Here is a 25,602-nt window from a genome sequence, read left to right as displayed (position 1 = left end):
GGGGCTCAGTCATCGGCGATGGATTCGAGGAGCCATTGTTCGGACAACGGCTCGCGACGCAGCTCGAAGGTCCGCAGTGCCGAGGAGGAGGATCCGAGGCGGACCTGCACGCGCCAGTGTTCGATGTCCACGACGTTCCCGATACCCACCGGCGCCGATCGACGGGTGTCCCACCAGGAGTCTCTGGTGAACCATTGCACGGGATCTTCCGCGACGACCCAGATATGCCCGGCGTGCCGGATGGCCAAGGGCCGGCCGGACATGAAGCGGACGTCCACGGCGGCATCGAGGTTTGTTTCGCTTGCTGTTGTTGTCACGGTAACGCGTTCTCCAAGGGTTCGGCTTTTCGCTTCTCCACGGAGGGTACGGGCAGGGGCCGACATTTATCTTTGGGGCAACGGCCGGAGCTGGCTAAGTGCTCCTCTGTTCAGCGCCGCAGCAGGTAATCGGCGACGCCTCGGGGGTTTGCCAGGGCGAGGAGATGGCCGCCGCGTATGGCGTCAGGGTCTATCCCGAGGCGTGCGCGGGCCACCCGACGCTGGAAATCCAGGGGAAAGAACCGGTCCGCCTCGCCGGCGAGGATACGCGTCGGGATCGTGGGCCACTGCGGGAAGTCGCAGGGCGATCCAAAGACCGCGTTTGCTTCGGGGCGCTGGTGCGGTTCCCCTTCGGCCGCGATGTCCGGCGGAACGTCGTGCAGGAAGTAAGTGTCGTCGTCGAACTCGGTGCTGTAGCCGTTGGCCACCGCTGCGGCCTGCCGCGCGGCATCCCAGCCGGTGTTGTCCCACCAGGCACCGGGCGTCTCGCCCGGTGCCGGGATCATCGCATTGACCAGGACCAGCTCCCGTACGGAAGCCTTCCAGCAGACAAGCGGTGCGGTGAAGCCGCCCAGCGACTGTGCAACAAGCACGACGTCGGACCGCTCACCGATGGCCCCGAGAACCAGGCGCGTGTACTCGGGCAGCCCGGCGCCGTCGTCGTCACCGGGGAGGTCGACGGCGACGGCCTCATGGCCAGCCGCCTGAAGCAAGGGGACGACGTGGCTCCAGTACCATGCTGTCCCGCCCGCTCCCGGTATCAGAATGAACGTGGTCATTTTCTCAGAGGCCATGGTGGGCCAGTGCTTCCTTCAGCTGGTCGACGGTGGGAACGCCGGCCAGGCCCTCCGCCGTGGGGTATATCCGGCAGGCGAGATCGCTGGCTGGCACGGCGCCGGGGAAGATGTCGGCCCCGTCTGCCGTGATGGTGGGCGAGCCCGCAAATCCGGTCCCTGCCGCATCTGCCGCCGTCCTGATGTGCTGCAACGTGACAGGAACGTCGGGGCGCCCCAACGCCACGAGGGCCGCTTCCACCCGCTCGAGTGCTTCAGCCGTGTTCGGGCAGTCATCGATGTGGAGGACCTCCAGTCTCACGGTGCCCTTGCCAGGGGTGGCGGCGGACCCGCAGCCGTCGCAGCAAGCATCAGCTTTTTCCATGTCTCCTGCGGTGTCCTTGTCCGGGACGGCGCAGCTAGGGACAGCGCAGCAGGCGTCCCCTTTCCAGGCGTTGAGGCCCTCGCGGGCGGCGATCCCGGCGATGACCAGCGCCGCGCCGGCGTCCGCCCACCACCATCCCAGTGCGCTGTTGAGCACCAGGCCCACCAGCAGAACTGCGGAGAGATAGGTGCACAGGAGCGTCTGTTTTGAATCTGCGACGGCGGTGCGGGAGCCAAGTTCACGGCCTGCGCGGCGTTGAAGCCAGGACAGGATGGGCATGATGGCCAGGCTCAGGGCAGCGATCGCGATGCCGGGCGTGGAATGCCGTGCCTCGCCGCCTCCGGTCAGCGACCTGATCGAATCCACCGAGACGAACAGGGCAAGGGCGAAGAAAGAGATGGCGATGATCCGCAGGGTCAGGCGCTCGCGCCGTTCAGGGTCCTTCGCGGAAAACTGCCAGGACAGGGCAACAGCGGAAGCGACCTCGATCACCGAATCGAGTCCGAATCCGATGAGGGCCGACGAGTCAGCCAGGTTGCCGGCCCAGAGTGCGGCGACGGCCTCAATGACGTTGTAGGTGATCGTCGCTGCCGCGAACAGGCGGATGCGGTGGCTCAGTACGGCACGGCGGCCGGCTGTAAGTGGCTGTTGAATGGTGGCGGTCATACCAGGCACGTCCCGTCCGGAGCGCAGCAGGCGGGATCCACGGCCAGCACGACCCCCAGCAGATCCCTGATCGCGTGGCCCAGCCGGGCATCGGCGAGCTCATACCGGGTCCGCCGGCCATCCGGCACTGCAACCACCAGCCCGCAGCCGCGCAGGCAGGTCAGGTGGTTGGACATGCTCTGCCGCGAGACGCCGAGGGAGTCGGCCAGCTCCGACGGGTACCCGGGCGCATCCGCCAATGCCAGCAGAATCCGCGCCCGGGTGGGGTCTGAGACCGCGTAGCCGAACCGGGCAAGGACTGGGGCGTGCGTCAGGGTTTCCACGCAACCAAAGTACAGCCGCGCGTGTATTCACGCAATCATGTACTCCCGCTTACGAGGCCCGGCTGCCCGTATCCTTGCGGCCCACGGAGTCCACCACAGTGGACGCCACGTCGCGCAGTTTCAGGTTGCGGCTGTTCGACGCCCGGGTGAGGATGCTGATGGCCTCATCCTGGCTGCTGCCGTTCTGCGCCATGACTACGCCCACCGCCATGTCGATGATGGTCCGGGACTGCATGGCTGCCACCAAGTCGTCGTGCACCCCCTTGAGGCGTGCCATGTTCAGGGCGAGTTGCATGGACCGGGACGCGTTGGCCACGAAGTTCTCGGCGGTCAGGACGTCCAGGTCCGAGAACCCGTTGGGCTGCCTGGAATAGAGGTTGGTGACGCCCTGCGCCTCGCCGCCCAGGTCAAGGGGGACGGCCAGGATGGACCGGACCCCGTTATCCAGCGCGGCCTCGGTGTAGCGGTGCCAGCGTTCCTCGACCAGGAGGTCGGGGACCAGGGTGGTGGTGTTCTCGTGCAGGGCAGTCAGGCACGGCCCCTCACCAAATCCGTTCTGGAGCTCATCCAGGGATGCCGCCCGCGAGTCGCTGCAGGCTGCCGCCGCGGGCGTTTTCCGCCGCACAACAGTCACGCCGCACTCAATGAGATTGTCCTGGGTGGAGAGGCAGGACGCCGTCATGATGGCCAGCTCGGTGAGGAACGACGTGATTTCAGGGCTGTCCAGGACAAGCTCCAAAAGTCTGTGTTCTTCCTCGTCTGCTGACGCAGCACGCGCCGTTCCGCGCTCGCCGGGGGTTGCCCCCAGCTGATTCTGGTCCAAATGTTCCGCCTCCTTCGCCGAAACCAAGTCCCCTTTCGACGTTACACCCGCAGGACGGTGTGGATATCCCTAATTCACGCGGACATCGGCTCCGCGTTAGGGGTTCGGTTGGGCGCTCCCGCTGGGTAGTTACGGGGTGCGCCGCCGTCCGGTGCCATGTCCTCGCGCCTGATGATCTCCAGCGCCTCCGGGTCGAGCAGCCTGCGGGTGCCGGTCCGGGCGTCCAGGATCCAAAACAGATCCAGTTTGGGTACGACGTCGGTCACCCGGCCTTGGTGGAAAAGCTTGCCGTTGTGCCACGCCTCGATGTAGTCGCCGGCCTGCAGCCGGTTGGTGCTGACCCGTTCCGTCTGGACCGGTCCGGTATGGATCCGGCCTGTGCTGATTCGCTGAGTTCCCATGTGAGTCGCCTCCAACTCGTTGTATCCCCGTATGGCCAAGCATGCCGTGGTGAGGTTGCCGGGGTGTTTCGCCCGGATGATTTCTCTGTGTCCGCATCACAGCACGTCGGGGCGCACCTTCACTGCCCCGAACGTGTGGATCAGCGCGACGGCGGTGATCGCCCCGGCGGCGAGGATGGACGCCAGGACCACCACCTGGAACCGGCCGGCCTCCAACGGCGACGCGCCGCCGAAGATCGCGCCCACAAAGGCGCCGGGCAGCGTGACCAGGCCGGTGGTCTTTGTTTGGTCGGTCGAGGGGATCAGTGCAGCATGAACCGACTGCCGCGCCTGGGCCAGGGTGGCCTGGCGGCCGGTGGCGCCCAGGGCCAGCCAGCCCTCAACTTCATGCCACTGCTCGTGGACCGCTTCGAAGAACCGGCGTCCGGACAGGACGGCGATGGTCATCGAGTTGCCAATCACGATGCCGCCAACGGCCAGGACGTAGCGCGGCGTGAATTCTATAGCCCCGGTGCCGAACACCACGGCGAGGGTCACCACGATGCCTGCAGCCATCGTGGTGGCCACGGCAATGAACCGCCGCCAGGACCAGGCCAGCCTTCGGGTTGCCGTTCCAGCGGCAACCGTGAACATGACCAGCAGGGCCACGCCCACCCAGACGGGGCTGGTGATGATGCCTCCCAGCACCAGGCTGATCAGTGCCAGCTGCGCGGCTCCGCGCAGGATGGCGACGGCCGGTGCCACGAAGTCTTCTGACCTGGATACGCGCAGCACCAGAACGGTGATGAGGATCAGGACGGCGAGGGCCCAGAGCGTGGGTGCCAGATCAGCAAGCGAGATCATCCGGCCAGCTTACTGAGGCCGGCTGCGGCCTGGGCCAGTGTGCCCGCGGACGCCCCTTATTTGCCCTCTCTGGCAACCCGCAATCCCTTCGTGATTCGTCAAGGGGACGCTTATATGACAGCGGATCAGCGGGCATGCCGCTCAACACCCTGCCGCTCAGCGCCAGAGGCGGTCAGCGCCGGAGGCGGTGACCGCAGCTGGACAGGGGTGTTGAGCGCGTCTGTTTAGGCGTGGGCGTGGAGGAACCGCTCGAGGCCGTCCTCTCCCAGGGAGAGCCCGATGTGGGCAAGGTCCGGGTGGCCGTGGAAGTTGTCCGGCGGGGCCGGGGGTGGGCCGCATCCGGTGGATGCCAGCTTTGCTGCCACGTTGGATGACGGTTTTGGGGCCATTGCCGGTTGCAGTTCTTTAGGCAGGATTGGTGGTTCCCAGTCCTGGTGTTCGCTGGTGTAGTGGCGGCCGCTGGGTGAGATCCAGCCGGGTGGTTCGTTCTTTGTGGCCGGGGTGGGTGTCCAGGTGCTGGCGTGTTTGAGCCGGTGGTGGCGGGGGCACAGCTGGCGCAGGTTCGACACGCCGGTGGTCCCGCCGTCGGCCCAGGCCAGGAGGTGGTCCGCTTCGTTGTCCAGGGACTGGTTGGAGCATCCCGGGAAGGTGCATCGGCCGTCGCGCATCCGCAGCCAGCGCCGCATGGCTTCGGTGGGCCGATAACTCTTCCGGCCGATTTCCAGCTGTGCCCCGTCGCGCGGGTCAACCAGGACGCGGTGGAAGGAGCCGGCCCCGTTGGCGAGCAGGTCCCGGGCCATGGATGCCGGGATCGGCCCGTAGCCGTCGAGCATGGCCGGTTCCTCGGTGGCGCCGAGCAGCGCAAACACCGGCACGGTGACCAGGACCTCGGCCCGCGGCGTGGGGACCTGCCCGGGATTCCACGCCTCCCCGCCGCTGCTTTTCCTGCCGGCGTCGCCGTCGAAAGCACGGCCATCGCCGCCGCCGCCGCCGCCGGCCGTGTCGCCGTCGCCGGTGCTGCGGCTGTGCCCGCCGCCGAGGAGGGCGGCGGCGTAGACGTCGGCCCGGATCTGGGTGAGGGTGCGCTGCTCGTCGGGTCCCTGCAGGCCCCGGGCGATCGCGGTGATGCGGTTCCAGGTCGCCGCGGCCTGGTCTGCGGGCAGGTACGCGGAGAGCCAGGCCATGCCGTCCCTGTCCGGCGTGTACTCGACCCGCCGGTCCAGAACACCTTTGGCGTGCCGCTCCTCGATGCTCTCCTGATGGTGGCGTTCGCGCCAGATGCGGGCTTTGTGCCGGAACCGGGAGGCGGGCATTTCCCCGGCAGGGCAGCCACCGGCCGGGTGGGGTGCGGCAGGGTCCAGGAAGTGCGCTTCCAGGGCTGCGGCCCCGGCGGGATCGAGGCTGGCTGTTTCGTCCACCATCACCCGGGCGTGCTGCCAGGAAATGGTTCCGGCCTGCAGTGCGGACAGGGTCAGCGGCAACCGGGTGGTCAGCTCATGGGAGTCGGACAGGAACGCACTCGCCGCGCGCGGCCCGATCGTCAGGACACACGCGATCTCCGCAGCCACCGAGGCCTCCCGCGGCATCGCCGGCGCATCAGGGGCCGCCATCGCGTGGACATTGTCCGCGTATGTTGAGGCGGCCAGAGCTTTCACCGCGGCCATCCGCGGCTCCGACCGGGCCGTCCCGGCCAGGATGTCCAGGCAAAAATCCGACCTGTCCTGCAACGGATCGGCATCGGGATCCGCCCCCGAGCCGGTCCCGTCCAGTTCGGCAAAAAGCACAGCATAGGCAGCGTCGATATCCGCAAATGCCTTCGCCACCGCTGCTCTTCCCATGTACCAATCATGGCGGGAGGGTCTGACATTATTGCCCGCAGACCACGCTTGCCGCCCCGGAGGCCCGAATACCCGGAGACCGCCACCCGCGCCACCCGCGGCAGGGCGGTTTTATGCAACGAAGGTAGGTCTGGCGGTCCTAGGAAAAACAGGGCTGGGCAAAGCTGCTGACATGGACCCACAAACTGCGTAGCGTCGTACACACGCCCTCACGAAAGCGGTTCCCGAGCCGGGATCCAGCAGCTGGGTGACAGGAAAAGGACCATGGATTACTCGCCACTTACTTACATCCTCATCAACGATCTGAATCTCGAGAGCCGCAGTGCCTTGCCGGACGCGCCGGTAGTGCCAGCGCCGCGCAGCGGACCCACAAGCAAGAGGCTATATGCCCTCCAGGGCCGGCTTGCCAGTGGCTTGCATCGTGCCGCATGGGCCATCGAACCGCCGAAGCAGGTCCTTACCGGGAACCGCCGAGGTCCCCGCGCCTGCGAAGGAGCATGTTCATGAGAGTTGCAGTGACCGGTGGTAGTGGAAAGCTGGGGCGGCATGTGGTCCGCAGGCTTACGGCGGACGGGCACCACGTGCTGAACCTGGACCGTGCGGGGGACCGGAGCCCGGGCCTGGCCATCGTGGATCTGCGGGACTATGGCCAGGTGGTGGATGTGCTGCTGGGACTGGATGACAGGCACACGGGTTTTGACGCCGTCGTCCATCTGGGTGCCATCCCGGCGCCGGGCATCCTGCCGGACGCTGCAACGTTCGAGAACAACATGCTCTCCACTTACAACGTGTTCCAGGCGGCCCGCCGGGCGGGCATCAAGAAGGTGGTGTATGCCTCGAGTGAGACGGTGCTGGGGCTGCCGTTCGACGTCGACCCGCCCTACATCCCTGTGGACGAGGAATACCCTGCCCGTCCGGAGAGCACGTACTCGCTGGTCAAGCACCTCGAGGAGCAGATGGCCGTCGAGCTGACCCGTTGGGATCCGGAGCTGAGTATCGTGGCGTTGCGGTTTTCCAACGTGATGGATGCCGCCGATTACGAACGCTTTCCGTCGTTCGATGCCGATGCGAGGGAGCGTAAGTGGAACCTGTGGGGCTATATCGACGGCCGGGACGGGGCCCAGGCCGTGGCACGGGCCCTGGAAAACGGGCGGCCCGGCTTTGAGGCTTTTATCATCGCCAACGCGGACACCGTGATGAGCCGTTCGAGCGCGAGCCTCGCCGCCGAGGTGTTCCCGAACGTCACAGTGACCAGGGAACTCGGTGAACACGAAACCATGCTCTCCATCGGCAAGGCCCGCAGGCTGCTGGGCTTCGAGCCCGAGCACAGCTGGCGGACCTACCACCCCAACAGGACCACCCCCACCGAGAACTGAGCGTGAGGGTGCGGCTTCAGCTGCTGGGCGTGCTGATCTGGGCGATGGCGTGCCGGGCGCGGCGGACAAAGCGGGCTGTCCGCCACGCACCGTAGGCGGCGGCTAGAACGAGGAACAGTCCGGCTACGAGGAGTGGCCAGGGTGCGTAGGCGACGCTGGTCTCGGAATGCTCTGTGCCGGCCTCGGACGTGAAGGTGGCCGCCGCGCTGCCGGACTGAATAGCCGGCGCCTGTGTCAGGCTGGCGTGAAGTTCGAGCGTGGACCCGGGCAGCATGCTTTCGGGTGTGTCGAATTTAAGGTGGGTGTTCGCTCCGAGCCAGCTGCTGACATCGAGCGTGCCGGACGGGTGCAGGATGGTATTGCCGGTGTTGTTCAGGGGCAGGGTGAACGTCACTGAGTCCCCGCTCTTCTGCCAGCTCAGGCCGCCGTGTTTGAGTGTGCTGACGGCGGTGCCTGCGACGTTGAGGTAGATGCGGACTCCCTGACGCTGGATGACGTCCAGTCGCACGGCTGTGTCTCCAGCCACGGTGGAGGTTTTGCCTTGGACCGGGGGGCTTTGGATGATCAGCCCGCCAGCGTAGTCTCCCGGTGGGGTTCCGGCGGGGACGCTGATCCTGAAGGGGACCCTCAGTTCTGAGTTCGGCGGAAGGGTGATGTGGTCGTTTGGCAGTTGGACCCAGCCGCCCACGCCGGGACGCGGCTCGTCCTGGTTGGCCAGCGCGAAGGCACCTTGCGGGGTACTGGTGGCGTCCACCGGGTAGTTCAGCAGCGTCACAGCAGCCTGAGTGTGGTTGGTGACGATCGCGGTTGCCTCGAGCGCTGCCCCGGGATAGAGGGAGATGTGGAAGAAGTCGGACTCGTTCGCAGGCCGGATTCCCAGGGCCCCGTTGTCGACCGCCGCCACCGGTCCGGAACCGGCAAGCAGGCAAAGGGCCAGCGCCGCGGTCATCAGGGCAGTGCTCAGGGCCCGTCGGGGTCGGGGAATGAGAATCGTCATGGAGGGTCCTTAGAACAGCGGCCGCATTGCCCGTTGCTGGGGTGGGGGTGCCACCCGCCGGCTGTCCTCCTCGGGAGAGAACATCCGGCGGGCGCGCAGGGGCTCTAGGAGATGGTGTACGTGAGGGTGGAGACGTAGGGCAGAAGCGGAGTGGACCCAACCGCGGCAGTGTAGTTCGACCGGTAGGTGTTTGCCGGGACGGCCAGGCTGTAGGTGGGCGTTAGCGCGTAGGTTCCCCTGTTGGCTCCCCCCGACGTGACGAGGGCCTGGGCCGACCCTGACATTGCCAGGGCCGGTGCACTGATGCCGGCGACGGGATCGGCGCCGGACCCGGCGGTGACTGTTCCAGGGGTGATGGTCAGGTTGGAAACGGGGATGGTGCGAGCCGTTGTCTCAACGGTTCCGGCCGGGCTGGTGGGGACTGTGGCGGTAACTGACAACGTCCACACTTGGCCTGTGCCGCGGGAGTCTGAAATGCTCCACGGGGACGAGGACGTTCCGGTGGCAGCCTTGTCGGTTCCATCGAGGGTCACACCGCTCAGGTTCGCCCCGGACGTGGTGGACGTCAGGGATCCACCGGAAATGGTGGAATCGACCGTGTCCGCCGTTGCAGCCGGCAGGACCGCGGTGAGCAGGATGCCGGCGGCGGCAAGGACGCCTGCGGCCTTGATGAATTTGCGCATGGGATTTCTCCAAAGGTTGTGGGCACGCCAAGAGCACGGGCCGCGATGTGGCACGACAGAGTGAATGAGATACGCCAGACCGCGCAGGGTGAAGATCCAACGGGATAGCGAGGATCCGAGGGCGGGTTGAACAACCCGCAGCTTCCCACATCCGGCCCGCAGACAGGCACTGGTCTTACGTGAGAGCAATAAGGAATTCGTTCTGTAGCCCCCACCATGAACGAACGCCACCAACGATGTGGTGTGTATGTGTCACTGTACGCTAGCCGCTGGCCGGCACTCCCGACCGGGGACTGCATAGGGGATTCTTCGAAGGGCCGGGCCATGGCATTGGGGTCCCTTGGCAGGGACTCGCCCAAATCTGCGTCGGGCTCACGCACGCCGCCCGGGGCAACAGCGTTGGCGCGCTCCGGCTCGTCGAGCACGGTGCGGCCAGACTGGCGGAATATGGTTCCGGCAAAGGGCCGACCTACGGGCTCGACTTGCCCGCCGTCGTCAATTGCGCACGTGACCGGACGCGCACCGGCCCCTGAGATGGCGGCCACCCGATTGCGGAAGGAACCGGGCAGGAACGCACGACGGCGGCACGCACCTGGGCGGGTCAGCGGGCGTTTGCCTCGGAGGCAGGCCTCCGGTTCAGCGCTTCTTGCCCCCGACGCCTGGCACGGACGTGACCTGTTTCATCCACTCCGCGATCTGGCGTTCGTCGATGTCGTCCACGGATGCGAGCTCCACGCCGCGCGTCGACTTGCCCATCCCCACCGGTGTCACCGGAGGTACAGGCTCGAGCGCCACACCGTTCACAAACATGAGCTTGACGTGGCCAGCAAAACCGCCGCAGCTGAAGCACCATCCGTCGCCGACGCCGTAGTACGACATGCCCCACTTCACGGAGCGCTGGAGGCCGGGCAGCGTCTTTGCCGCCAGCGCATCGACCGTTTCGGCGATGCCGCGCTGCGGCTGCGGCAGGCTGGCGATGTATGCGAAGACCGGCTTGTCGCCGACCGCCGCTTTCGCGGGGCTTGCCTTGCCGGTCATGGCTTCCGGCAGCGTGATGGCGGTTTCGCCTTTACCGGTGTCCCTGCTGGTCATGGAGTGCATTATTCCGTACTGTCAGCGGCGGGCGGCACGCGCCCGGCCAGGAAAACCCGCACCGAAGACTGAGGAGCATCATGCAATACAGAACACTGGGCAACAGCGGCGCCGTGGTTTCGAACTACGCGCTCGGCACCATGACCTTCGGCGCCGAGGCCACCGAAGAAACGTCCCATGCCATCCTGGACAGTTACCTTGACGCCGGCGGCAACTTCATCGACACCGCCGACGTCTACAGCGCCGGCACCTCGGAAGAGATCATCGGCCGCTGGCTGGCCGAACGGCCGGACGCAAGGGACCGGGTGGTGATCGCAACCAAGGGCCGCTTTCCGATGGGAACGCAACCGAACGACGTCGGGACCTCCCGCCGCCGCCTGACCCGCGCCCTGGACAGTTCCCTCCGCCGCCTGGGAGTCGAACAGATTGACCTGTACCAGATGCACGCGTGGGACCCCATCACCCCGCTGGAGGAGACGCTCCGGTTCCTGCACGACGCCGTCAGCAGCGGCAAGATCGCCTACTACGGGTTCTCCAACTTCCTCGGCTGGCAGCTGACCAAGGCGGTCCACGTTGCCCGTGCACACGGTTGGAATGAGCCGGTGACCATGCAGCCCCAGTACAGCCTGCTGGTCCGCGACATCGAAGCGGAGATCGTCCCGGCATCCCTGGACGCCGGGATCGGCCTGCTGCCGTGGTCCCCGCTGGGTGGCGGCTGGCTGTCGGGAAAGTACAAGAAGGACCAGCCTCCCACCGGCGCCACCCGGCTTGGCGAGAACCCCAAGCGCGGGATGGAGGCCTGGCAGGCCCGCAATGACAATCCGCGCACCTGGGCCGTCATCGCCGCCGTGGAAGACGCCGCGGCGTCCCACGGGGTCAGCGCCTCCCAGGTGGCCCTGGCATGGCTGGCAGACCGGCCCGCCGTCACGTCCGTGATCCTGGGTGCCCGGACCACGGAGCAGCTGGCGGACAACCTTGCCGCCGCGGACCTCCGGCTCACCCCGGACGAAACCGAGGCGTTAACGGACGCCAGCGCGCCCCAGCTCGGGGTCTATCCCTACGGGCCAATGGCGCAGGAGCAGCGCGGCCGGAAGATCGAAGGGGGACGGTAGCCCCGGGAGCCTCCGATCGCTGAGGAACCGGGGCGGAACGCACGACGGCGGCACTCACCTGGGTAGCAGGGAGCCGGTAACGCGGGCGTAACGCCCTGTCCGCCACTATTGAGCGAGTTGTGTCCTTGTTTCGCTCAATGGTCGGAGGAAACATGGCTGATCGACGTGCGGGTCACGGGTGGTTGGCCCTTGTTGCCGCGATAGCGATCATGATGGGACTCCTGTCGTGCACGCCCGAGGGTGATCCCGGTCCTCCCAGCCCCACAGTGACCGTGCCAGAGCCGTCTGAAACCGTCCCGGTGGATCCTTTCCCCACGGTTGGAACGCCTCCACCCGAACCGTCGGCTACCCCAACCCGCGTGCCCACCGCGACTCCGCCCCCGGAACCTTCCGACAGTGCAACGCCCACGGAGCCGCCCGGGCAACGCAGCCAGGAAATTCTGGATCGCTGCTTCGAAGGGAAACTGGCATTCCGGCCGCCGTCCCCCTTGCAGCAGGGAGACGTCGTCGAATTCGTGGTGCGGGTGGCTCTCTCGACGTCACCGGTGGATCCCGCCACCGGCCTTCCCGGAACGGGGGAGCCCACCCGGCGCCAGCCTCCCATTTGTGAGCGGATGAGCGCCGATCTCACCAGCAGCGGGGGAGTGATGATCGAGCGGTCAAGCAGCGAGCTCATATCCATTCCCAGAAAAGGGGCCGGGGAGTGGGCCTGGCACCTCACCGCCTACGAGTCCGGAGAGCATGAGATGGTGCTCCGCCTGCTGGCCCCGGATCCGGAGGGCGGGACGATCACCGTGGAGACCTACAGGGAAACCATCATGGTGGAGATCGGGCTGATGTACGTGGTCACCAACTGGATCAAGGAAATGGCTCCGCCCCTCCAGGCCCTGCTCGGGATCATCGTGATATTGGGAGGCTGGCTCATCTTCCTCTTCACCCGAAGGCGGCGGCGCGCAAAGCACACGGCCAAGGCCCGTACGGGGCACTGAAGCACGTCCCGGTGGACGACGTCGCGGCGCTGGAAGCTTCCGACGGCGGCCGGGCCACCTTTGAGGGGTGAGGTCTCGGCGCTACGCCTTGGCCTTAGCGCCGAGATCTCATTCCTCGTTCTGGTCATGTCATCCGGCGGCACAGGAAGTGATAGACCGTTGCCCAAAAACCTGCAGGTACTGCGAGAGCGTCCGTGGTGGGTGGCGCGGTGGTGCCGGTGGGTGGGGTCGGTGGTGCGGGTGGGTGAGTGGTGGGTGGGGGCCCGCTGCTTGACGCCCTCCGAACCTTCCGCATATCCTGAACGAACGGTCGGTAAATAAATTAGTCCCTTGAAGGCCTTTGCATAGGAGCAACCATGGCAGCGCAGAATCTGCAGTCAGTGCCCGCTGAGCTATCCCCGGAAGCGGCGGCGGAACAGGCCCGGCGCGCGGCGGACGGCCAGGCGAACTTTGACCGGGTCATGGCGGAGGATTCCCGCATTGAACCCAAAGACTGGATGCCGGACGCTTACCGCAAGACCCTGCTGCGCCAGATTTCCCAGCACGCGCACTCCGAGATCATCGGCATGCAGCCCGAGGCCAACTGGATCTCAAGGGCTCCCAGCCTGAAGCGCAAGGCCATCCTCATGGCCAAGGTCCAGGACGAGGCCGGCCACGGGCTCTATCTCTACTCGGCCGCCGAAACGCTTGGCCAGCCGCGCGACAAGATGATGGCCGACCTCATCGCCGGAAAGGCCCGCTACTCGAGCATCTTCAATTACCCGGCCCGGACCTGGGCGGACATGGGTGCCATCGGCTGGCTGGTGGACGGCGCCGCGATCTGCAACCAGGTGCCGCTGTGCCGCGCCTCCTACGGTCCGTACGGCCGCGCCATGGTCCGCGTCTGCAAGGAGGAGTCCTTCCACCAGCGCCAAGGTTTCGAGATCCTGCTGGAACTCTCCAACGGCACCCCGGAGCAGAAGCAGATGGCCCAGGACGCCGTGAACCGCTGGTACGCCCCGGCCCTGATGATGTTCGGCCCGCCGGACGACGATTCGCCCAACTCCAAGCAGTCCATGGCCTGGAACATCAAGCGCTTCAGCAACGATGAACTCCGCAGCCGGTTCGTCGGCATGATGGTGGAGCAGGTCCGCGTGCTGGGCCTGACCCTCCCGGACAGCGAGATCCGCTTCAACGAGGACACCAAAAAGTGGGAGCACGGCCCGCTGGACTGGAATGAGTTCCACGAGGTCCTCGCCGGCCGCGGCCCCTGCAACGCGCAGCGGCTCGAGCGCCGGAGGGAAGCGCACGACGACGGCGCCTGGGTCCGCGAGGCAGCAGCGGCTTACGCACACAAACAGTCAATGAAGACAAAGGAATTCGCAGCATGAGTGACGCAAACAACCCGGAGGTTTCGACAGGCTCAACCACCGGTCCGGTGAGCCCGGTGATTGAGCCTGTCGAAATCCCGTCAACCACCGAAACCGGCAACGCCTGGGGCCTCTGGGAGGTCTTCGTCCGGTCCAGCCGCGGCCTCTCCCACGTCCACGCCGGGTCCCTGCACGCTCCGGATGCCGCCATGGCCCTGCGCAACGCCCGCGACCTCTACACCCGCCGCAACGAGGGCGTGTCCATCTGGGTGGTCCCGGCCGACGCCATTGCCGCCAGCGACCCGGACTCCAAGGGCTCGTTCTTCGAGTCCCCACAGGGCAAGGACTACCGGCACGCCACGTACTACACCAAGAGCGAAGGGGTGAAGCACCTGTGAGCCACGGCGACATCTCCACCGGCGTGGCCGGCGGCGACTCCAACGCCTCCGCCACACGCATCACGCCCGGCAACGCCCTGCGCCCGGAGGACATCGCACTCGAGGTCCGCACCGGGCTGGTCAAGCCCACCGAGGACGCGGCCGAGTATGCCCTCCGTCTGGGCGACGACGCCCTGATCCTGGCACAGCGCCTGGGCCACTGGATCTCCCGCGCTCCGGAGCTGGAGGAGGACGTGGCGCTGGGCAACATCGCCCTGGACCAACTGGGCCACGCCCGCTCCTTCCTGACCTACGCCGGCGGCGCCTGGGACAAGTCCGAGGACGACCTCGCCTACTTCCGCCGCGAGCACGAGTTCCGCTCCGCCCACCTCTTTGAGCAGCCCAACGGCGACTTCGCGGTGACCATCGCCCGCCAGTTCGTGGTGAGCTACTACCAGTTCGAGCTTTACCGCCGGCTCACCGAATCCACAGACGCCACATTGGCAGCCATCGCCGCCAAGGCCGTCAAGGAAGTGGACTACCACCGGGACCACAGTGCCCAGTGGATCCTGCGCCTGGCCGGCGGCACGGACGAATCCCGCAGGCGGATCATCCACGCCCTCAAGCTGGTCTGGCCCTACGTGGGCGAACTCTTCGAGGACGACGCACTGGTGACCCGACTCGCCGAGGCCGGTGCCGCCGTCGTGCCTTCCTCCTTCAGGGAGGACTTTGACCGCCTTACCGGCGAGGTCCTCACGGAAGCCGGGCTGGAGGTTCCGGCCGTTCCCGCAGCACCGGGCGGTGGCCGGCGCGGCCAGCACTCCGAGCACCTGGGCTACATCCTCGCGGAGATGCAGGTCCTGGCCCGCGAGCATCCCGGAGCAAGCTGGTGACCGCCGTGGCCGTCGAGCAACTGACACAGCAGCAAAAGGCGTGGGACATCGCCGCCACGGTGTGCGACCCCGAGATCCCGGTGCTCACCATCGAGGACCTCGGCATCTTGCGGGCAGTCACGGTAGAAGATGACGAAGTCACGGTCACCATCACGCCCACCTACTCGGGCTGCCCGGCGATGGACGCCATCCGCGATGACCTGAAAGCAGCGTTCGCCAGGGAGGGCTACGCCAGCGTGCACGTGGACCTGGTCCTCGCCCCGGCCTGGACCACGGACTGGATGACGGACGCCGGAAAACAGAAGCTGCAGGAGTACGGCATCGCCCCGCCGTCGGGCATGGCAGCGGCCGCCCGGCACGCCGGCCCCATCCGGCTGCAAATGGCCGTCAAGTGCCCGCAATGCCAAAGCCTGAACACCAAGGAACTCACCCGCTTCGGTTCCACGTCCTGCAAGGCGCTGTACGTCTGCAAGGACTGCCTGGAACCGTTCGACTACTTCAAAGTCCTGTAAGGAAGCCCCCATGCCTGTTGTCCGCCAGACCGCCGCCGAATCGGCGCAGGCCACCGGCCGCCGTCGTCCGTCCTTCCACACCCTCGCCGTGGCGGAGGTCCGCCGGCTCACCGAGGACGCCATCGAGGTCACCTTCGGCGTCCCGCCGGAGCTCGCCGGCCAGTTCGACTACCTGCCCGGCCAGTACGTGGCCCTGCGCACCACACTCCCGGATGAGAACGGCGAACTGCACGAGGTGCGCCGCAGCTACTCCATCTGCGCCGAGCCGCGCAGCTTCGCGGACGGCAGCAGCGAGATCCGGGTGGCCGTGAAGAAGGACCTGGGCGGGCTGTTCTCCACCTGGGCCAACGCGGAGCTGAAGGTCGGGGACACCCTGGACGTCATGAGCCCCATGGGCGCGTTTGTGTCCAAGCACGGCCGGGACGGCAAGCGGGTGGAGCAGAACGTCATGAACTCGATGAACCACCCGGAGGACCTGGCGGGGGAAACTGCCTCGATTGGGGGAGGCAGCTTCGTGGCCATCGCGGCGGGGTCCGGCATCACCCCGGTGATCGCCATCGCCCGGACGCTGCTGGCCGCCAACCCGGAGACCCGCTTCGACCTGATCTACGCCAACAAGGCCGCCATGGACGTGATGTTCCTGGAGGAGCTCGCGGACCTGAAGGACAAATACCCGCAGCGGCTGGCCATCCACCACGTGCTGTCCCGCGAGCAGCGCATTGCGCCGCTGCTGTCCGGCAGGATCGACGCCGAGAAGCTCCAGCAGCTGCTGGGCACCGCCATCCACGCGGACGATGTGGACGAGTGGTTCCTGTGCGGGCCGTTCGAGCTGGTGCAGCTGTGCCGGGACACCCTGGCCGAGCGCGGCGTGAAGCCGGAGCATGTCCGGTTCGAGCTGTTCACGTCCGGGAAGCCGGATCGGCCGGAGGGCCACGCCGGCCGTCCCGTGGTGGTGGACGAGTCCAAGGAGACGTACAAGATCACGTTCAAGCTGGACGGCCTCCAGGGCGAGGTGGCCAGCCCCACGCACGCCCGCGAGTCCATCCTGAACGCCGCGCTGCGGGTTCGGCCGGATGTGCCGTTCGCGTGCGCCGGGGGAGTGTGCGGCACCTGCCGGGCCAAGGTGGTCACCGGCAGCGTGACCATGGACGAGAACTACGCGCTGGAGCAGGATGAACTGGACAAGGGCTACGTCCTGACATGCCAGAGCCACCCCACCAGCAAGGAAGTCACCGTCGACTTCGACGTGTAAAGCCCCGGTGGTCGAGCCTGTCGAGACCCAGAACCCAACAAGGAGCCCCATGATTTCCCTCTCCATCAGCAACGGCGTCGCCGAGGTAGTGCTGGACGCGCCGCAGAAGCTGAACTCGCTGGATGAGCAGGCGCTGAAGGATTTAACACAGGCGTACGACGACGCCGCTGCCGCCGCCTCACGCGGTGAGGTCCGGGCGCTGCTCCTCAGGGGAGAGGGCCGCGCCTTCTGTGCCGGCCGGGACATCTCCGGCGTCACTCCGGAGACCGACGACGCCGCCGCGTACCTGGGCGGGCTGGTGCAGCCGCTGCTGCAGAAGATGGCGGCCTTCCCGGCACCGACCTTCGCGGCGGCGCAGGGCGCCTGCCTAGGGGTGGGTCTGGGCCTGCTGCTGGCCACGGACGTGGTGTACGTGGCGGAGAACGCGAAGTTCGGCTCGCCGTTCGCCAAGCTGGGCGCCACGCTGGATTCGGGCGGGCACTGGTACTTCACCGAGCGTCTGGGCATGCACCGCACCCTGGACCTGATCTACACGGCCGAGCTGATGAGCGGCGCGGACGCCGTGGCGCAGGGGCTGTTCAGCAGGGCCATGCCCGCGGATGAACTCTTGGAAAACACCCGGGCAATTGTGTCGAAGGTGGCAACCGGTGCCACGGGCGCTTTCAAGGCCAGTAAGGAACTGGTGGCGCATATCCGGGACCAGCGGCTGGGCCTTTGGGACGCCATGGCAGAGGAAAATGCAGAGCAGGCACGGCTTTGCAAAACAGCTGATTATGCCGAAGGATTCAGGGCCTTCCAGGAAAAGCGAAACCCAGAGTTTACGGGGTAGCAATTGCTAAGGTCGGGCCCTCATTTGTATGGTTCACCTATGACTATGGGGAAATCTGTGACCAAAGCCGTCATTCCTGCTGCCGGATTGGGAACTCGATTCCTGCCCGCCACCAAGGCAATGCCGAAGGAAATGCTGCCGGTGGTTGACCGCCCGGCTATTCAGTACGTCGTGGAGGAAGCTGTCAGCGCCGGCCTCACCGACCTGCTGATGATCACGGGACGCAACAAGCGCGCCCTGGAAGACCACTTTGACCGCGAACCCGGCCTGGAGGCTGCACTGGAGAAAAAGGGCGACAAAGAGCGCCTGGAGTCCGTGCAGTACGCATCCCAGCTGGGCCCCATCCACTACGTCCGCCAGGGCGAAGCCAAGGGCCTGGGCCACGCGGTGCTGTGCGCCAGCCAGCACGTGGGGGATGAGCCCTTTGCAGTTCTGCTGGGCGACGACCTGATCGATGAAGCCGACACGCTGCTGACCACCATGATCGAGGTGCAGCAGAAAACCGGTGGCTCTGTCATCGCCCTGATCGAGGTGGATCCGTCCCAGATCAGCGCCTACGGCTGCGCTGACATCACGGCAATCGAGGGCGAGGATTACGTCCGCGTCAACAGCCTGGTGGAGAAGCCGGCCGTCGGCGAGGCGCCGTCCAACCTGGCCGTCATCGGCCGGTATGTCCTGCACCCGTCCGTGTTCGGCGTGCTGGAGAAGACCGAACCGGGCCGCGGGGGAGAGATTCAGCTGACGGACGCGCTGCAGACCCTGGCCGCGGGTGAGGGCGAAGGCTCGGGCGTGTACGGCGTGGTGTTCAAGGGCCGCCGTTACGATACGGGCGACAAGCTCAGCTACCTCAAGGCCGTCATCACCCTCGCCTCCGAACGCGTTGAGTTCGGCGAGGACCTGAAGACCTGGATGAAGGGCTTCGTCAGCTAACGTTTTTACGTTATGGCTATTGAAAAGGCCCGTCGCGTGTAAGCGACGGGCCTTTCTGATTCCTTGGGCAGTCCGAAATAGGTTAGCGGTGGACCAGCTGCAGCCTTTCTGATGAAGCATCGAGGCCTTCTGCCAGGAGATCCAGAAGGTATTTCCCGTAGCCACTCTTGGCGAGCGGAGCCGCCCGTTCCCGAAGTTCGTCATCGCTGAGGAAACGCAGACGCCAAGCGATTTCCTCGGGGCATCCGATCGAGAGGCCTTGGCGGTGCTGAACGGTGCGGACGAATTCGGACGCTTCGTTAAGGTCATTGAAGGTTCCGGTGTCCAGCCAGGCGGTTCCGCGGGGCAGGATTTCCACCTGCAGCTTGCCGCGTTCAAGATACACACGGTTGACGTCAGTGATTTCAAGTTCGCCGCGCGGTGATGGCTTCAGGTCGCGGGCGATCTGAACCACGTCGTTGTCGTAGAAATACAGGCCAGGTACGGCAAAGTGGCTCTTTGGCTTGGCCGGCTTTTCCTCGAGGGAAATTGCTTTTCCGGAGGAATCGAATTCCACCACGCCGTATGCCGTCGGGTCCTGGACCCGGTAGCCGAACACGGCGCCGCCATCAATATTCTTGAAGCGCCGCAGCTGGGTGCCCAGCCCCTGGCCGTAAAAGATGTTGTCGCCCAGGACAAGAGCGACCGGTCCGTCGCCGATGTGTTCCGCTCCCAGGATGAACGCTTGCGCCAGTCCGTCAGGTGAAGGCTGTTGGGTATAGGTGATATTGACGCCGAATTGACTGCCATCGCCTAGTAGGCGCTGGAACTGCTCGGCGTCGTGGGGCGTGGTGATGATCAGGATGTCCTGAATTCCCGCCAGCATGAGTGTCGACAACGGATAGTAGATCATCGGTTTGTCGTAGACCGGGACCAGCTGCTTGCTGATCCCCAGAGTGATTGGATGAAGACGTGAACCGGTTCCCCCGGCGAGGATTATTCCGCGCATAAAGATAATTTTGCGGCCCGTTACAAATTCATCCAAATGATGTCGTTGTGAAACGATGATTGTATGCATAAATTCTTGGTTACCGGCGGTGCCGGATTCATTGGTTCCAATTTTGTCCACTATGTGTTGGAAAACACAGGCAATCATGTAACCGTGCTGGACAGGCTGACCTATGCCGGCAACCTCGCGTCCCTTGAGGGTCTGCCGGAAGACCGCTTTAGGTTTGTCCAAGGTGACATCGCTGATGCTTCAGTGGTGGACGAGCTGGTCGCGGCTCATGATGTTGTTGTTCACTATGCTGCTGAGTCGCATAATGACAATTCGTTGCATGACCCGCGGCCGTTCCTGGATACGAACATTATCGGCACGTACACGCTGATCGAGGCGGCCCGGAAGCACGATAAGCGTTTCCACCACATCTCCACTGATGAGGTCTACGGGGACCTGGAGCTTGATGACCCGGAGCGGTTCACTGAGCAGACCCCGTACAACCCGTCCAGCCCGTATTCGTCCACGAAGGCCGGTTCTGACCTTCTGGTCCGTGCCTGGGTGCGTTCCTTCGGGCTGCAGGCGACCATCAGCAACTGCTCGAACAACTACGGCCCGTACCAGCACGTGGAGAAGTTCATTCCGCGTCAGATCACCAACGTGATCGACGGGATCCGCCCCAAGCTCTATGGCAAGGGCGAGAACGTGCGTGACTGGATTCACGCGAACGATCATTCCTCGGCTGTCCTGGCGATCATCGCCAAGGGCCGGATTGGGGAGACGTACCTGATCGGTGCTGATGGGGAGAAGAACAACAAGGACGTCGTGGAGCTGATCCTCAAGCACATGGGCCAGTCCCCGGACGCGTACGACCACGTTGTTGACCGGCCGGGCCATGACCTGCGGTATGCGATTGACTCCACGAAGCTGCGCGAGGAGCTGGGCTGGGAACCGCAGTTTTCGAACTTCGATGCCGGCATTGAGGACACCATCGCCTGGTACCGGGACAATGAGGACTGGTGGCGGCCGCAGAAGGCCGCAACTGAGGCTAAATACAAAGTGCAGGGCCAATAGGCATGGAGTTCCAAAAAAAGCTCGCTGCCACGGAGACGCCCATTCCTGGCATGCTGCTTTTCGACCTCCCGGTCTATGGCGACAACCGTGGCTGGTTCAAGGAAAATTGGCAGCGGGAGAAGATGATGGCGCTCGGGTTGCCTGATTTCAGCCCGGTGCAGAACAACATTTCGTATAACGACAAAGCCGGTACGACCCGGGGGATTCATGCCGAACCGTGGGACAAGTTTGTTTCCGTGGCGACTGGCCGCATTTTTGGTGCCTGGGTGGATCTTCGCGAAGGTCCGACTTTTGGTTCTGTGTTCACGGCTGAGCTGGATGCCGGCAAGGCGATCTTCATTCCGCGCGGCGTGGCGAACTCGTACCAGACGCTGGAGGACAACACGTCCTACGTGTATTTGGTGAATGATCATTGGTCCGCCGATGCGGAGTACACGTTCGTGAATCTCGCTGACGAAACCGTGGGCATCTCCTGGCCTATTCCGCTGGAGGAAGCGGAGTTGTCCGAGAAGGACATGGCTCACCCGCGGTTGGCGGGGGTCACTCCGATGGCGGCCAAGAAAACGCTGGTGCTTGGGGCTGACGGGCAGCTTGGGAAGGCGCTGCGGTCGGCGTACGCGGGCGATCCGAGCGTGGAGTTCGCGGACCGGAGCAGCTTTGATCTCTTGGATCCTGCGTCGTTTGGCAGCCGGAACTGGCGGAAGTATTCCACCATCATCAATGCTGCTGCCTTCACGGCGGTTGATGCTGCTGAAACGGAGGAAGGCCGCCAGGCGGCGTGGGCACTGAACGTCACCGCGGTTGCGGAACTGTCAAGGATCGCCGTTGCCCATGGCCTGGTGATGGTGCAGGTCTCCAGCGACTACGTCTTTGACGGTTCACGTTCTTCACATGATGAGACCGAGGGCCCGTCGCCGCTGGGAGTCTATGCCCAGACCAAAGCTGCGGGAGACGCCGTCGTCAGTGTGGTTCCACGGCATTACATCATCCGGACCAGCTGGGTCATTGGTGACGGGCCGAACTTTGTCCGAACCATGGCGTCCCTCGCGGACAAGGGAGTTTCACCCGCGGTCGTCAACGACCAGATTGGCCGTCTGACCTTCTCGGAAGACCTTGCCGCCGGGATCAAGCACCTCCTGGATGTCGGGGCACCGTTTGGTACGTACAACCTGACGAACGACGGCGAGCCCCGGTCCTGGGCGGACGTCGCGGCCGACGTCTTCGAACTTTCGGGCCGCCCGCGGGGCAGCGTCACCGGCGTCTCCACAGCCGAGTATTTCCGCGGAAAAGAGGCCGCGCCACGGCCCTCTAATAGCGTGCTGGACCTTGCAAAGATCACCGGCACGGGCTTCCGCCCTGAACTCGCGGATACCCGCCTCAAGGGCTACCTGCAGAACAGCAAGTAACCAACGAAATAAAAGCGAGGCCCGGGCTGAACCAGCCCGGGCCTCGCTTCGCTTAGCGGTTTTTCCTGCCGTCATGCACTTCGGGCCAGCTGTCTGACGGGCGGCGGGCCTGAAATCGCTTGATGAAGATCGTCAGGATAGCGCCAATTACAGCTCCACCCGTGTTTGTGACCAAGTCCTGCAGGGTAGCGAATCTGTTGTCAAGAAACAGCAGCTGCCCCAGCTCCATACATCCCGAAACGATCAGCCCGAAGGAGCCGATCTGCCACCAGCGCTTGTCGGGGAAAGCCAAGGATGACACGGCGCCTAATGGAATAAATAGCGCGACGTTGGCGGAAGCCTCCACGAATTTGTAGTTGAACCATGCCGGAACTCCGTGGGTGTGAAGGAACTTCAAGATTCGTGCAAGGTCGCCTTGAACTGGCTGATCGATTGGGCTGGGCCAGAATGCCACGAGCGCAAGGGGGATCAGCATGGCAACGAGAACCCAGCGCCACGGGCGGCGGTCTGCCAGGAAATTCAAATGTGCCTCAGGACGTTCGTAGAATGGCGAGAAAGGCCATAGCCAAGGCTGCGGCGGCCAACAGTCCGAGGAGGACGTAGGGGAGGGCTTGAGGGCCGGGCAGGGGTACCGAGAAGTCGAACTGCCAGCGGGTTTTGCGCCAATGTCTCCCCATAGCTCTAATAGATACCACGGACCTGATCGGTTCCATTAGTATTCGAAGCTTAAATGCAGAGGGTGGGTGGTTTTCCGGTTTCCCGGAGAACCACCCACCCTCTTTGGTGCTTGTTGGTGTTGCGGTTACGCAGCTGCCTCGGTCTTGGCGCGGCGGCGAACAACAACTACGGAAGCTGCACCGGCGGCAAGTGCGCCAGCGCCGACGATGGTCCAGAGAACCAGGCCGGAGTCAGCACCCGTGTTGGCCAGGCCAGCAGCGCCGCCACCGGTGGTGGCGAGCGGAGCGCCTGAGCTAGCGAAGGTCGGGTCTACAACAACCGTGACGGGGCCGACGGTGACGCCGGAGGTGTTTCCCGTTGCGGTGATGGAGTAGGTGCCTGCGGTGCTGAGTGACAGCGGGAAGGCGACTGCACCCTGGGCGTCAGCGGTTGCGCTGAACGTCTGCGGTGCCAGGAAGACAGGGATCTTTGCTGCCACTGAGCGGCCGAGTCCAGCGCCCGTAGCTGCCGGCGGGTTGCCGGGCGTTACGGTGATGGTCAGCGTTTCGCCGGCCAGGAAGCCCTGGCCGCGGAAGACGAAGGATTCGCCCGGGCCAACGGTGCCGTCAGAAACGGCTGCCTGCGGCGGAAGCGGCGGGTAGGTGGCTGCCATCGCCGGCGCAGAGCCGATAAGCGCGATAGATCCAGCCAGTGCGAGTGCTGCGAGTGTCTTTTTCATGTGTGTCCCCCCGGAGACGTTTAAGTTTTTTAGATGTACCCGAATTGAGGAGGTTTCCTCGCCGCACGAGACCTGTGCGGAAATGCCGGATAGATATCCCAAAAAGACGGTACCATCTGCTTCGGTCCACGAGCAACGTCAATCCAGACGGTTTACATAGTGTTAACGCGCTGTCTACGACTATTGCCCGCACGGCAAATTTTGCGTGGGCAACATCACATCTTTTACGTCTTGAACCGTGGGCGTGACAAACAAGTCAGGTTCTGTGTGTTGGACTATCTTGCCGAACGTAAATTCGATGGTGCGACTTTCACCAGGTGCCAACCTGGTGGCTAGGACGCCTACAGGCCTGTTGCCGTGGAGATACGGTGCAAACTCGGTTTTCTTTCCGTCCAGAGTGGCAGACTCAATGTTGGCTTGCGCGGGACCATACGCGACGATATTCGTCTGGACAGAGCCAGCCGGTACCCCGAAAATTCCAGCCCCGGTGACGTACGCTGGCAACGAATCTGCAGCGTCCGATGGGGCCGTGTTTGTGCTGGTTACGCGGACGATCGTTTGCTCGTAGCCATCCTTAGGACATTCTCTAATGAGTTGCACCGTGCGTTTGACGTAAAAATCCATTTTTGCGCCGGTGCCATCGTTGAAGTACACACTGAACTGGGCTGGTGAGACGCTGGCGCCGGTTACCGAACCACTCACGGGATATTTGGCAATAACTGATTGCTCGTCAGAAAGCCCTGACCAGATCAATACGCGACCCTCCTGCACGCCGCGTGTGAGGCCGTCCAGAATCCCTTTGGCCTCGCCCTTGCCCCCTGAAAGGGCGGCAAAAATTTCTTGAGCTACCGAGGCAAAATACGCGTCCTGAAGCTTCGGCTGCTCTACTTTTGCGTAAACGTCGGAAAGTAGTGTTTGCACGACATTGTTGCCGTTAAGTTCAGTTGGTAGACCGGCGCCTGTGATTGCGAGGAGCTCTGGACTGCTGATTGTCACTGGTCCTGTGGCGTCGAGAACGTAACTCAGCACTACGGGATCGATCGAGACGACACCGTCGACGTGTTGTCCCGTTTTCCGTTCCCACATCGTCTGCGCAGTGCTGGCTGCAGTTGGGAAGTCGGGAGTTAGATTGACATCCTGCATGAACTTGCCCATGCGGCTTGAATAGATGTGTTGCTGTTCAGGATCCAACGGTATGACCGGGTCCATCACTCCCACCTCGGCAGCGTTGCTTTGAGCCCCAAGGGTTAGCTTTCCGTGGTCAACATTTAGCACCGCGAGGGCACCCGGAATTCCTCCCGAGGCGCGGGCTTCGGCGTTGTTCTGGATCATGAGCAAATAGTTTCGGGGCGAGTTCGCTCCGAGCATCACCGGAAGTACCTGGGACGCGTTGGCAGCAGCATCCAGGGTGCCGGATACCTCCTGAAGCTGCAGTCTCGCACGCGTCAAAGGATCTGCTACCTGAGGCAGGAGCCTATCCACGTTGATTTTGTCTAGTCGATCGCCTGAAGCCCGAACGGCATACGCCGCCGACGTGACGTAAGGTGAAGCCTGTTCGAGTGAATCCAGATTCGTTCCAGTGCTACTAGGTACCAGACTGTTCCAATCTAGCGAGTCGTAGACTTTCACAAGTGGAGCCAGCCCGAGGTTGGCGACGTCATCAGCTGAACGGGCCACCTCCGCTACCGCGCTGAAATTGGGGCCCACCCAGGGAATGGAACTTGCAAGAGACCAAAGTGGGTCGCTGGCAGCTTCTTTAGCCACCGCCGTGTGGGATTTTATTTTTTCGACGGTCGAAGTTGCAGTTACTGGGTCGTTGCTACTAACCGCATCCTTAAGAGGATCAATCAACATGGTCGCAGTAGTGAGTTCCTCGCTAATCATTGTGGCCTTGGACGCTAGCCAGACCGTTGCGGCGCCTCCTAGTATCAGCAGAATCCCCGCCGAAGCCAGTGCAATGAGTTGACGCCGTCGACGTCGTTTTTTCTTA

General features: G+C 64.4%; 27 protein-coding genes and 1 pseudogene. 13 read left to right on the top strand and 15 right to left on the bottom strand.

The window, feature by feature from the left end:
* Nucleotides 1-5 precede the first annotated feature (5 nt).
* From ABV518_RS14875 to ABV518_RS14840, 8 genes and pseudogenes are all read right to left on the bottom strand, one after another.
* Nucleotides 6-263 (bottom strand): hypothetical protein, encoded by a 258-nt coding sequence (locus tag ABV518_RS14875; protein ID WP_367768290.1) that lies wholly within the window; start codon nt 261-263, stop codon nt 6-8.
* Between the two features lie 164 nt (nt 264-427).
* Entirely contained in the window at nt 428-1,096 is a 669-nt protein-coding gene (locus ABV518_RS14870; RefSeq protein WP_367768014.1) for an alpha/beta fold hydrolase, read from the bottom strand.
* 415 nt (nt 1,097-1,511) lie between these two features.
* Nucleotides 1,512-2,141 (bottom strand): annotated as a pseudogene (locus ABV518_RS14865) (cation diffusion facilitator family transporter); the annotation flags it as partial.
* Nucleotides 2,138-2,464 (bottom strand): ArsR/SmtB family transcription factor, encoded by a 327-nt coding sequence (locus ABV518_RS14860; RefSeq protein ID WP_367768012.1) that lies wholly within the window; start codon nt 2,462-2,464, stop codon nt 2,138-2,140. The gene ABV518_RS14860 and the pseudogene ABV518_RS14865, both read right to left, overlap by 4 nt.
* Nucleotides 2,465-2,513: 49 nt before the next feature.
* Nucleotides 2,514-3,287 carry an ANTAR domain-containing protein gene (locus tag ABV518_RS14855; RefSeq protein WP_367768009.1) on the bottom strand — a complete coding sequence of 258 codons (774 nt, stop codon included), beginning with the start codon at nt 3,285-3,287 and terminating at the stop codon, nt 2,514-2,516.
* A gap of 74 nt (nt 3,288-3,361) precedes the next feature.
* On the bottom strand, nt 3,362-3,688 hold the full coding sequence (locus ABV518_RS14850; protein WP_367768007.1) for a hypothetical protein: 327 nt from the start codon (nt 3,686-3,688) through the stop codon (nt 3,362-3,364).
* Between the two features lie 96 nt (nt 3,689-3,784).
* Nucleotides 3,785-4,531, bottom strand: coding sequence for an ABC transporter permease (locus tag ABV518_RS14845; RefSeq protein WP_367768005.1), 747 nt, complete (start codon nt 4,529-4,531; stop codon nt 3,785-3,787).
* Nucleotides 4,532-4,755: 224 nt separating this feature from the next.
* A complete protein-coding gene (locus ABV518_RS14840; RefSeq protein ID WP_367768004.1) occupies nt 4,756-6,369 on the bottom strand; it encodes a DUF222 domain-containing protein in 1,614 nt (537 codons plus the stop codon).
* Between the two features lie 503 nt (nt 6,370-6,872).
* Between ABV518_RS14840 and ABV518_RS14835 the strand changes: the two genes are divergently transcribed.
* Nucleotides 6,873-7,745, top strand: coding sequence for an NAD-dependent epimerase/dehydratase family protein (locus tag ABV518_RS14835; RefSeq protein ID WP_367768002.1), 873 nt, complete (start codon nt 6,873-6,875; stop codon nt 7,743-7,745).
* Nucleotides 7,746-7,761: 16 nt separating this feature from the next.
* On the opposite strand, the gene ABV518_RS14830 is transcribed toward ABV518_RS14835, so the two are convergent.
* Complete coding sequence (locus ABV518_RS14830; RefSeq protein ID WP_367768001.1) at nt 7,762-8,742, bottom strand: DUF916 domain-containing protein; 981 nt, start codon at nt 8,740-8,742, stop codon at nt 7,762-7,764.
* A gap of 104 nt (nt 8,743-8,846) precedes the next feature.
* Nucleotides 8,847-9,425: a hypothetical protein gene (locus ABV518_RS14825; RefSeq protein ID WP_367768000.1), complete on the bottom strand. Its 579-nt coding sequence runs from the start codon at nt 9,423-9,425 to the stop codon at nt 8,847-8,849.
* A 269-nt stretch (nt 9,426-9,694) separates the two neighbouring features.
* Between ABV518_RS14825 and ABV518_RS14820 the strand changes: the two genes are divergently transcribed.
* Entirely contained in the window at nt 9,695-9,958 is a 264-nt protein-coding gene (locus ABV518_RS14820) for a DUF309 domain-containing protein (RefSeq protein ID WP_367768288.1), read from the top strand.
* 103 nt (nt 9,959-10,061) lie between these two features.
* On the opposite strand, the gene ABV518_RS14815 is transcribed toward ABV518_RS14820, so the two are convergent.
* Nucleotides 10,062-10,517, bottom strand: a complete 456-nt coding sequence (locus ABV518_RS14815; protein ID WP_367767999.1) for a DUF1801 domain-containing protein — start codon at nt 10,515-10,517, stop codon at nt 10,062-10,064.
* 80 nt (nt 10,518-10,597) lie between these two features.
* Between ABV518_RS14815 and ABV518_RS14810 the strand changes: the two genes are divergently transcribed.
* From ABV518_RS14810 to galU, 9 genes are all read left to right on the top strand, one after another.
* A complete protein-coding gene (locus ABV518_RS14810; RefSeq protein ID WP_367767998.1) occupies nt 10,598-11,629 on the top strand; it encodes an aldo/keto reductase in 1,032 nt (343 codons plus the stop codon).
* A gap of 488 nt (nt 11,630-12,117) precedes the next feature.
* Nucleotides 12,118-12,618, top strand: a complete 501-nt coding sequence (locus ABV518_RS14805) for a hypothetical protein (protein WP_367767997.1) — start codon at nt 12,118-12,120, stop codon at nt 12,616-12,618.
* 356 nt (nt 12,619-12,974) lie between these two features.
* On the top strand, nt 12,975-13,988 hold the full coding sequence (gene paaA / locus ABV518_RS14800) for a 1,2-phenylacetyl-CoA epoxidase subunit PaaA (RefSeq protein ID WP_367767996.1): 1,014 nt from the start codon (nt 12,975-12,977) through the stop codon (nt 13,986-13,988).
* The gene (gene paaB / locus ABV518_RS14795; RefSeq protein ID WP_367767995.1) at nt 13,985-14,365 is read left to right on the top strand and encodes a 1,2-phenylacetyl-CoA epoxidase subunit PaaB; all 381 of its coding nucleotides are present in this window, start codon (nt 13,985-13,987) and stop codon (nt 14,363-14,365) included. The genes paaA and paaB overlap by 4 nt, the downstream gene beginning before the upstream one ends.
* Nucleotides 14,362-15,237 carry a 1,2-phenylacetyl-CoA epoxidase subunit PaaC gene (gene paaC / locus ABV518_RS14790; RefSeq protein WP_367767993.1) on the top strand — a complete coding sequence of 292 codons (876 nt, stop codon included), beginning with the start codon at nt 14,362-14,364 and terminating at the stop codon, nt 15,235-15,237. The genes paaB and paaC overlap by 4 nt, the downstream gene beginning before the upstream one ends.
* A 5-nt stretch (nt 15,238-15,242) precedes the next feature.
* The gene (gene paaD, locus ABV518_RS14785; protein WP_367767991.1) at nt 15,243-15,749 is read left to right on the top strand and encodes a 1,2-phenylacetyl-CoA epoxidase subunit PaaD; all 507 of its coding nucleotides are present in this window, start codon (nt 15,243-15,245) and stop codon (nt 15,747-15,749) included.
* 10 nt (nt 15,750-15,759) lie between these two features.
* Nucleotides 15,760-17,001 (top strand): 1,2-phenylacetyl-CoA epoxidase subunit PaaE, encoded by a 1,242-nt coding sequence (paaE, locus tag ABV518_RS14780; protein WP_367767989.1) that lies wholly within the window; start codon nt 15,760-15,762, stop codon nt 16,999-17,001.
* A 49-nt stretch (nt 17,002-17,050) separates the two neighbouring features.
* On the top strand, nt 17,051-17,830 hold the full coding sequence (locus ABV518_RS14775) for an enoyl-CoA hydratase/isomerase family protein (RefSeq protein ID WP_367767987.1): 780 nt from the start codon (nt 17,051-17,053) through the stop codon (nt 17,828-17,830).
* A 39-nt stretch (nt 17,831-17,869) separates the two neighbouring features.
* Nucleotides 17,870-18,760: a UTP--glucose-1-phosphate uridylyltransferase GalU gene (galU, locus tag ABV518_RS14770; RefSeq protein ID WP_367767985.1), complete on the top strand. Its 891-nt coding sequence runs from the start codon at nt 17,870-17,872 to the stop codon at nt 18,758-18,760.
* An 82-nt stretch (nt 18,761-18,842) separates the two neighbouring features.
* Here the strand turns inward: galU and rfbA are convergent, their stop codons facing one another.
* Nucleotides 18,843-19,748: a glucose-1-phosphate thymidylyltransferase RfbA gene (rfbA, locus tag ABV518_RS14765; protein ID WP_367768285.1), complete on the bottom strand. Its 906-nt coding sequence runs from the start codon at nt 19,746-19,748 to the stop codon at nt 18,843-18,845.
* A 63-nt stretch (nt 19,749-19,811) separates the two neighbouring features.
* On the opposite strand from rfbA, the gene rfbB reads away from it, so the two are divergent.
* Nucleotides 19,812-20,810, top strand: coding sequence for a dTDP-glucose 4,6-dehydratase (gene rfbB / locus ABV518_RS14760; RefSeq protein ID WP_367767983.1), 999 nt, complete (start codon nt 19,812-19,814; stop codon nt 20,808-20,810).
* On the top strand, nt 20,807-22,216 hold the full coding sequence (locus ABV518_RS14755; protein WP_367768282.1) for a sugar nucleotide-binding protein: 1,410 nt from the start codon (nt 20,807-20,809) through the stop codon (nt 22,214-22,216). Before rfbB ends, ABV518_RS14755 begins: the two co-directional genes overlap by 4 nt.
* Nucleotides 22,217-22,268: 52 nt before the next feature.
* On the opposite strand, the gene ABV518_RS14750 is transcribed toward ABV518_RS14755, so the two are convergent.
* From ABV518_RS14750 to ABV518_RS14740, 3 genes are all read right to left on the bottom strand, one after another.
* Nucleotides 22,269-22,691, bottom strand: coding sequence for a VanZ family protein (locus ABV518_RS14750; protein WP_367767981.1), 423 nt, complete (start codon nt 22,689-22,691; stop codon nt 22,269-22,271).
* A 327-nt stretch (nt 22,692-23,018) separates the two neighbouring features.
* Entirely contained in the window at nt 23,019-23,612 is a 594-nt protein-coding gene (locus tag ABV518_RS14745; protein WP_367767979.1) for an LPXTG cell wall anchor domain-containing protein, read from the bottom strand.
* A 180-nt stretch (nt 23,613-23,792) separates the two neighbouring features.
* Nucleotides 23,793-25,496, bottom strand: a complete 1,704-nt coding sequence (locus ABV518_RS14740) for a DUF4012 domain-containing protein (RefSeq protein ID WP_367767977.1) — start codon at nt 25,494-25,496, stop codon at nt 23,793-23,795.
* Nucleotides 25,497-25,602 lie beyond the last annotated feature (106 nt).

Source organism: Arthrobacter sp. HS15c (assembly GCF_040812005.1).
GTDB lineage: Bacteria > Actinomycetota > Actinomycetes > Actinomycetales > Micrococcaceae > Arthrobacter.
This window is presented reverse-complemented; position numbering and strand designations above follow the sequence as displayed.

Bases quoted from the DNA above. Each gene is read 5' to 3' on its own strand.
- ABV518_RS14875 (WP_367768290.1), bottom strand. From the start codon at position 263: ATGTCCGGCCGGCCCTTGGCCATCCGGCACGCCGGGCATATCTGGGTC.
- ABV518_RS14870 (WP_367768014.1), bottom strand. From the start codon at position 1,096: ATGACCACGTTCATTCTGATACCGGGAGCGGGCGGGACAGCATGGTAC.
- ABV518_RS14850 (WP_367768007.1), bottom strand. From the start codon at position 3,688: ATGGGAACTCAGCGAATCAGCACAGGCCGGATCCATACCGGACCGGTC.
- ABV518_RS14845 (WP_367768005.1), bottom strand. From the start codon at position 4,531: ATGATCTCGCTTGCTGATCTGGCACCCACGCTCTGGGCCCTCGCCGTC.
- ABV518_RS14840 (WP_367768004.1), bottom strand. From the start codon at position 6,369: ATGGGAAGAGCAGCGGTGGCGAAGGCATTTGCGGATATCGACGCTGCC.
- ABV518_RS14835 (WP_367768002.1), top strand. From the start codon at position 6,873: ATGAGAGTTGCAGTGACCGGTGGTAGTGGAAAGCTGGGGCGGCATGTG.
- ABV518_RS14830 (WP_367768001.1), bottom strand. From the start codon at position 8,742: ATGACGATTCTCATTCCCCGACCCCGACGGGCCCTGAGCACTGCCCTG.
- ABV518_RS14825 (WP_367768000.1), bottom strand. From the start codon at position 9,425: ATGCGCAAATTCATCAAGGCCGCAGGCGTCCTTGCCGCCGCCGGCATC.
- ABV518_RS14815 (WP_367767999.1), bottom strand. From the start codon at position 10,517: ATGACCAGCAGGGACACCGGTAAAGGCGAAACCGCCATCACGCTGCCG.
- ABV518_RS14810 (WP_367767998.1), top strand. From the start codon at position 10,598: ATGCAATACAGAACACTGGGCAACAGCGGCGCCGTGGTTTCGAACTAC.
- paaA (WP_367767996.1), top strand. From the start codon at position 12,975: ATGGCAGCGCAGAATCTGCAGTCAGTGCCCGCTGAGCTATCCCCGGAA.
- paaB (WP_367767995.1), top strand. From the start codon at position 13,985: ATGAGTGACGCAAACAACCCGGAGGTTTCGACAGGCTCAACCACCGGT.
- paaE (WP_367767989.1), top strand. From the start codon at position 15,760: ATGCCTGTTGTCCGCCAGACCGCCGCCGAATCGGCGCAGGCCACCGGC.
- ABV518_RS14775 (WP_367767987.1), top strand. From the start codon at position 17,051: ATGATTTCCCTCTCCATCAGCAACGGCGTCGCCGAGGTAGTGCTGGAC.
- galU (WP_367767985.1), top strand. From the start codon at position 17,870: ATGACTATGGGGAAATCTGTGACCAAAGCCGTCATTCCTGCTGCCGGA.
- rfbA (WP_367768285.1), bottom strand. From the start codon at position 19,748: ATGCGCGGAATAATCCTCGCCGGGGGAACCGGTTCACGTCTTCATCCA.
- rfbB (WP_367767983.1), top strand. From the start codon at position 19,812: ATGCATAAATTCTTGGTTACCGGCGGTGCCGGATTCATTGGTTCCAAT.
- ABV518_RS14750 (WP_367767981.1), bottom strand. From the start codon at position 22,691: ATGCTGATCCCCCTTGCGCTCGTGGCATTCTGGCCCAGCCCAATCGAT.
- ABV518_RS14745 (WP_367767979.1), bottom strand. From the start codon at position 23,612: ATGAAAAAGACACTCGCAGCACTCGCACTGGCTGGATCTATCGCGCTT.
- ABV518_RS14740 (WP_367767977.1), bottom strand. From the start codon at position 25,496: ATGATTAGCGAGGAACTCACTACTGCGACCATGTTGATTGATCCTCTT.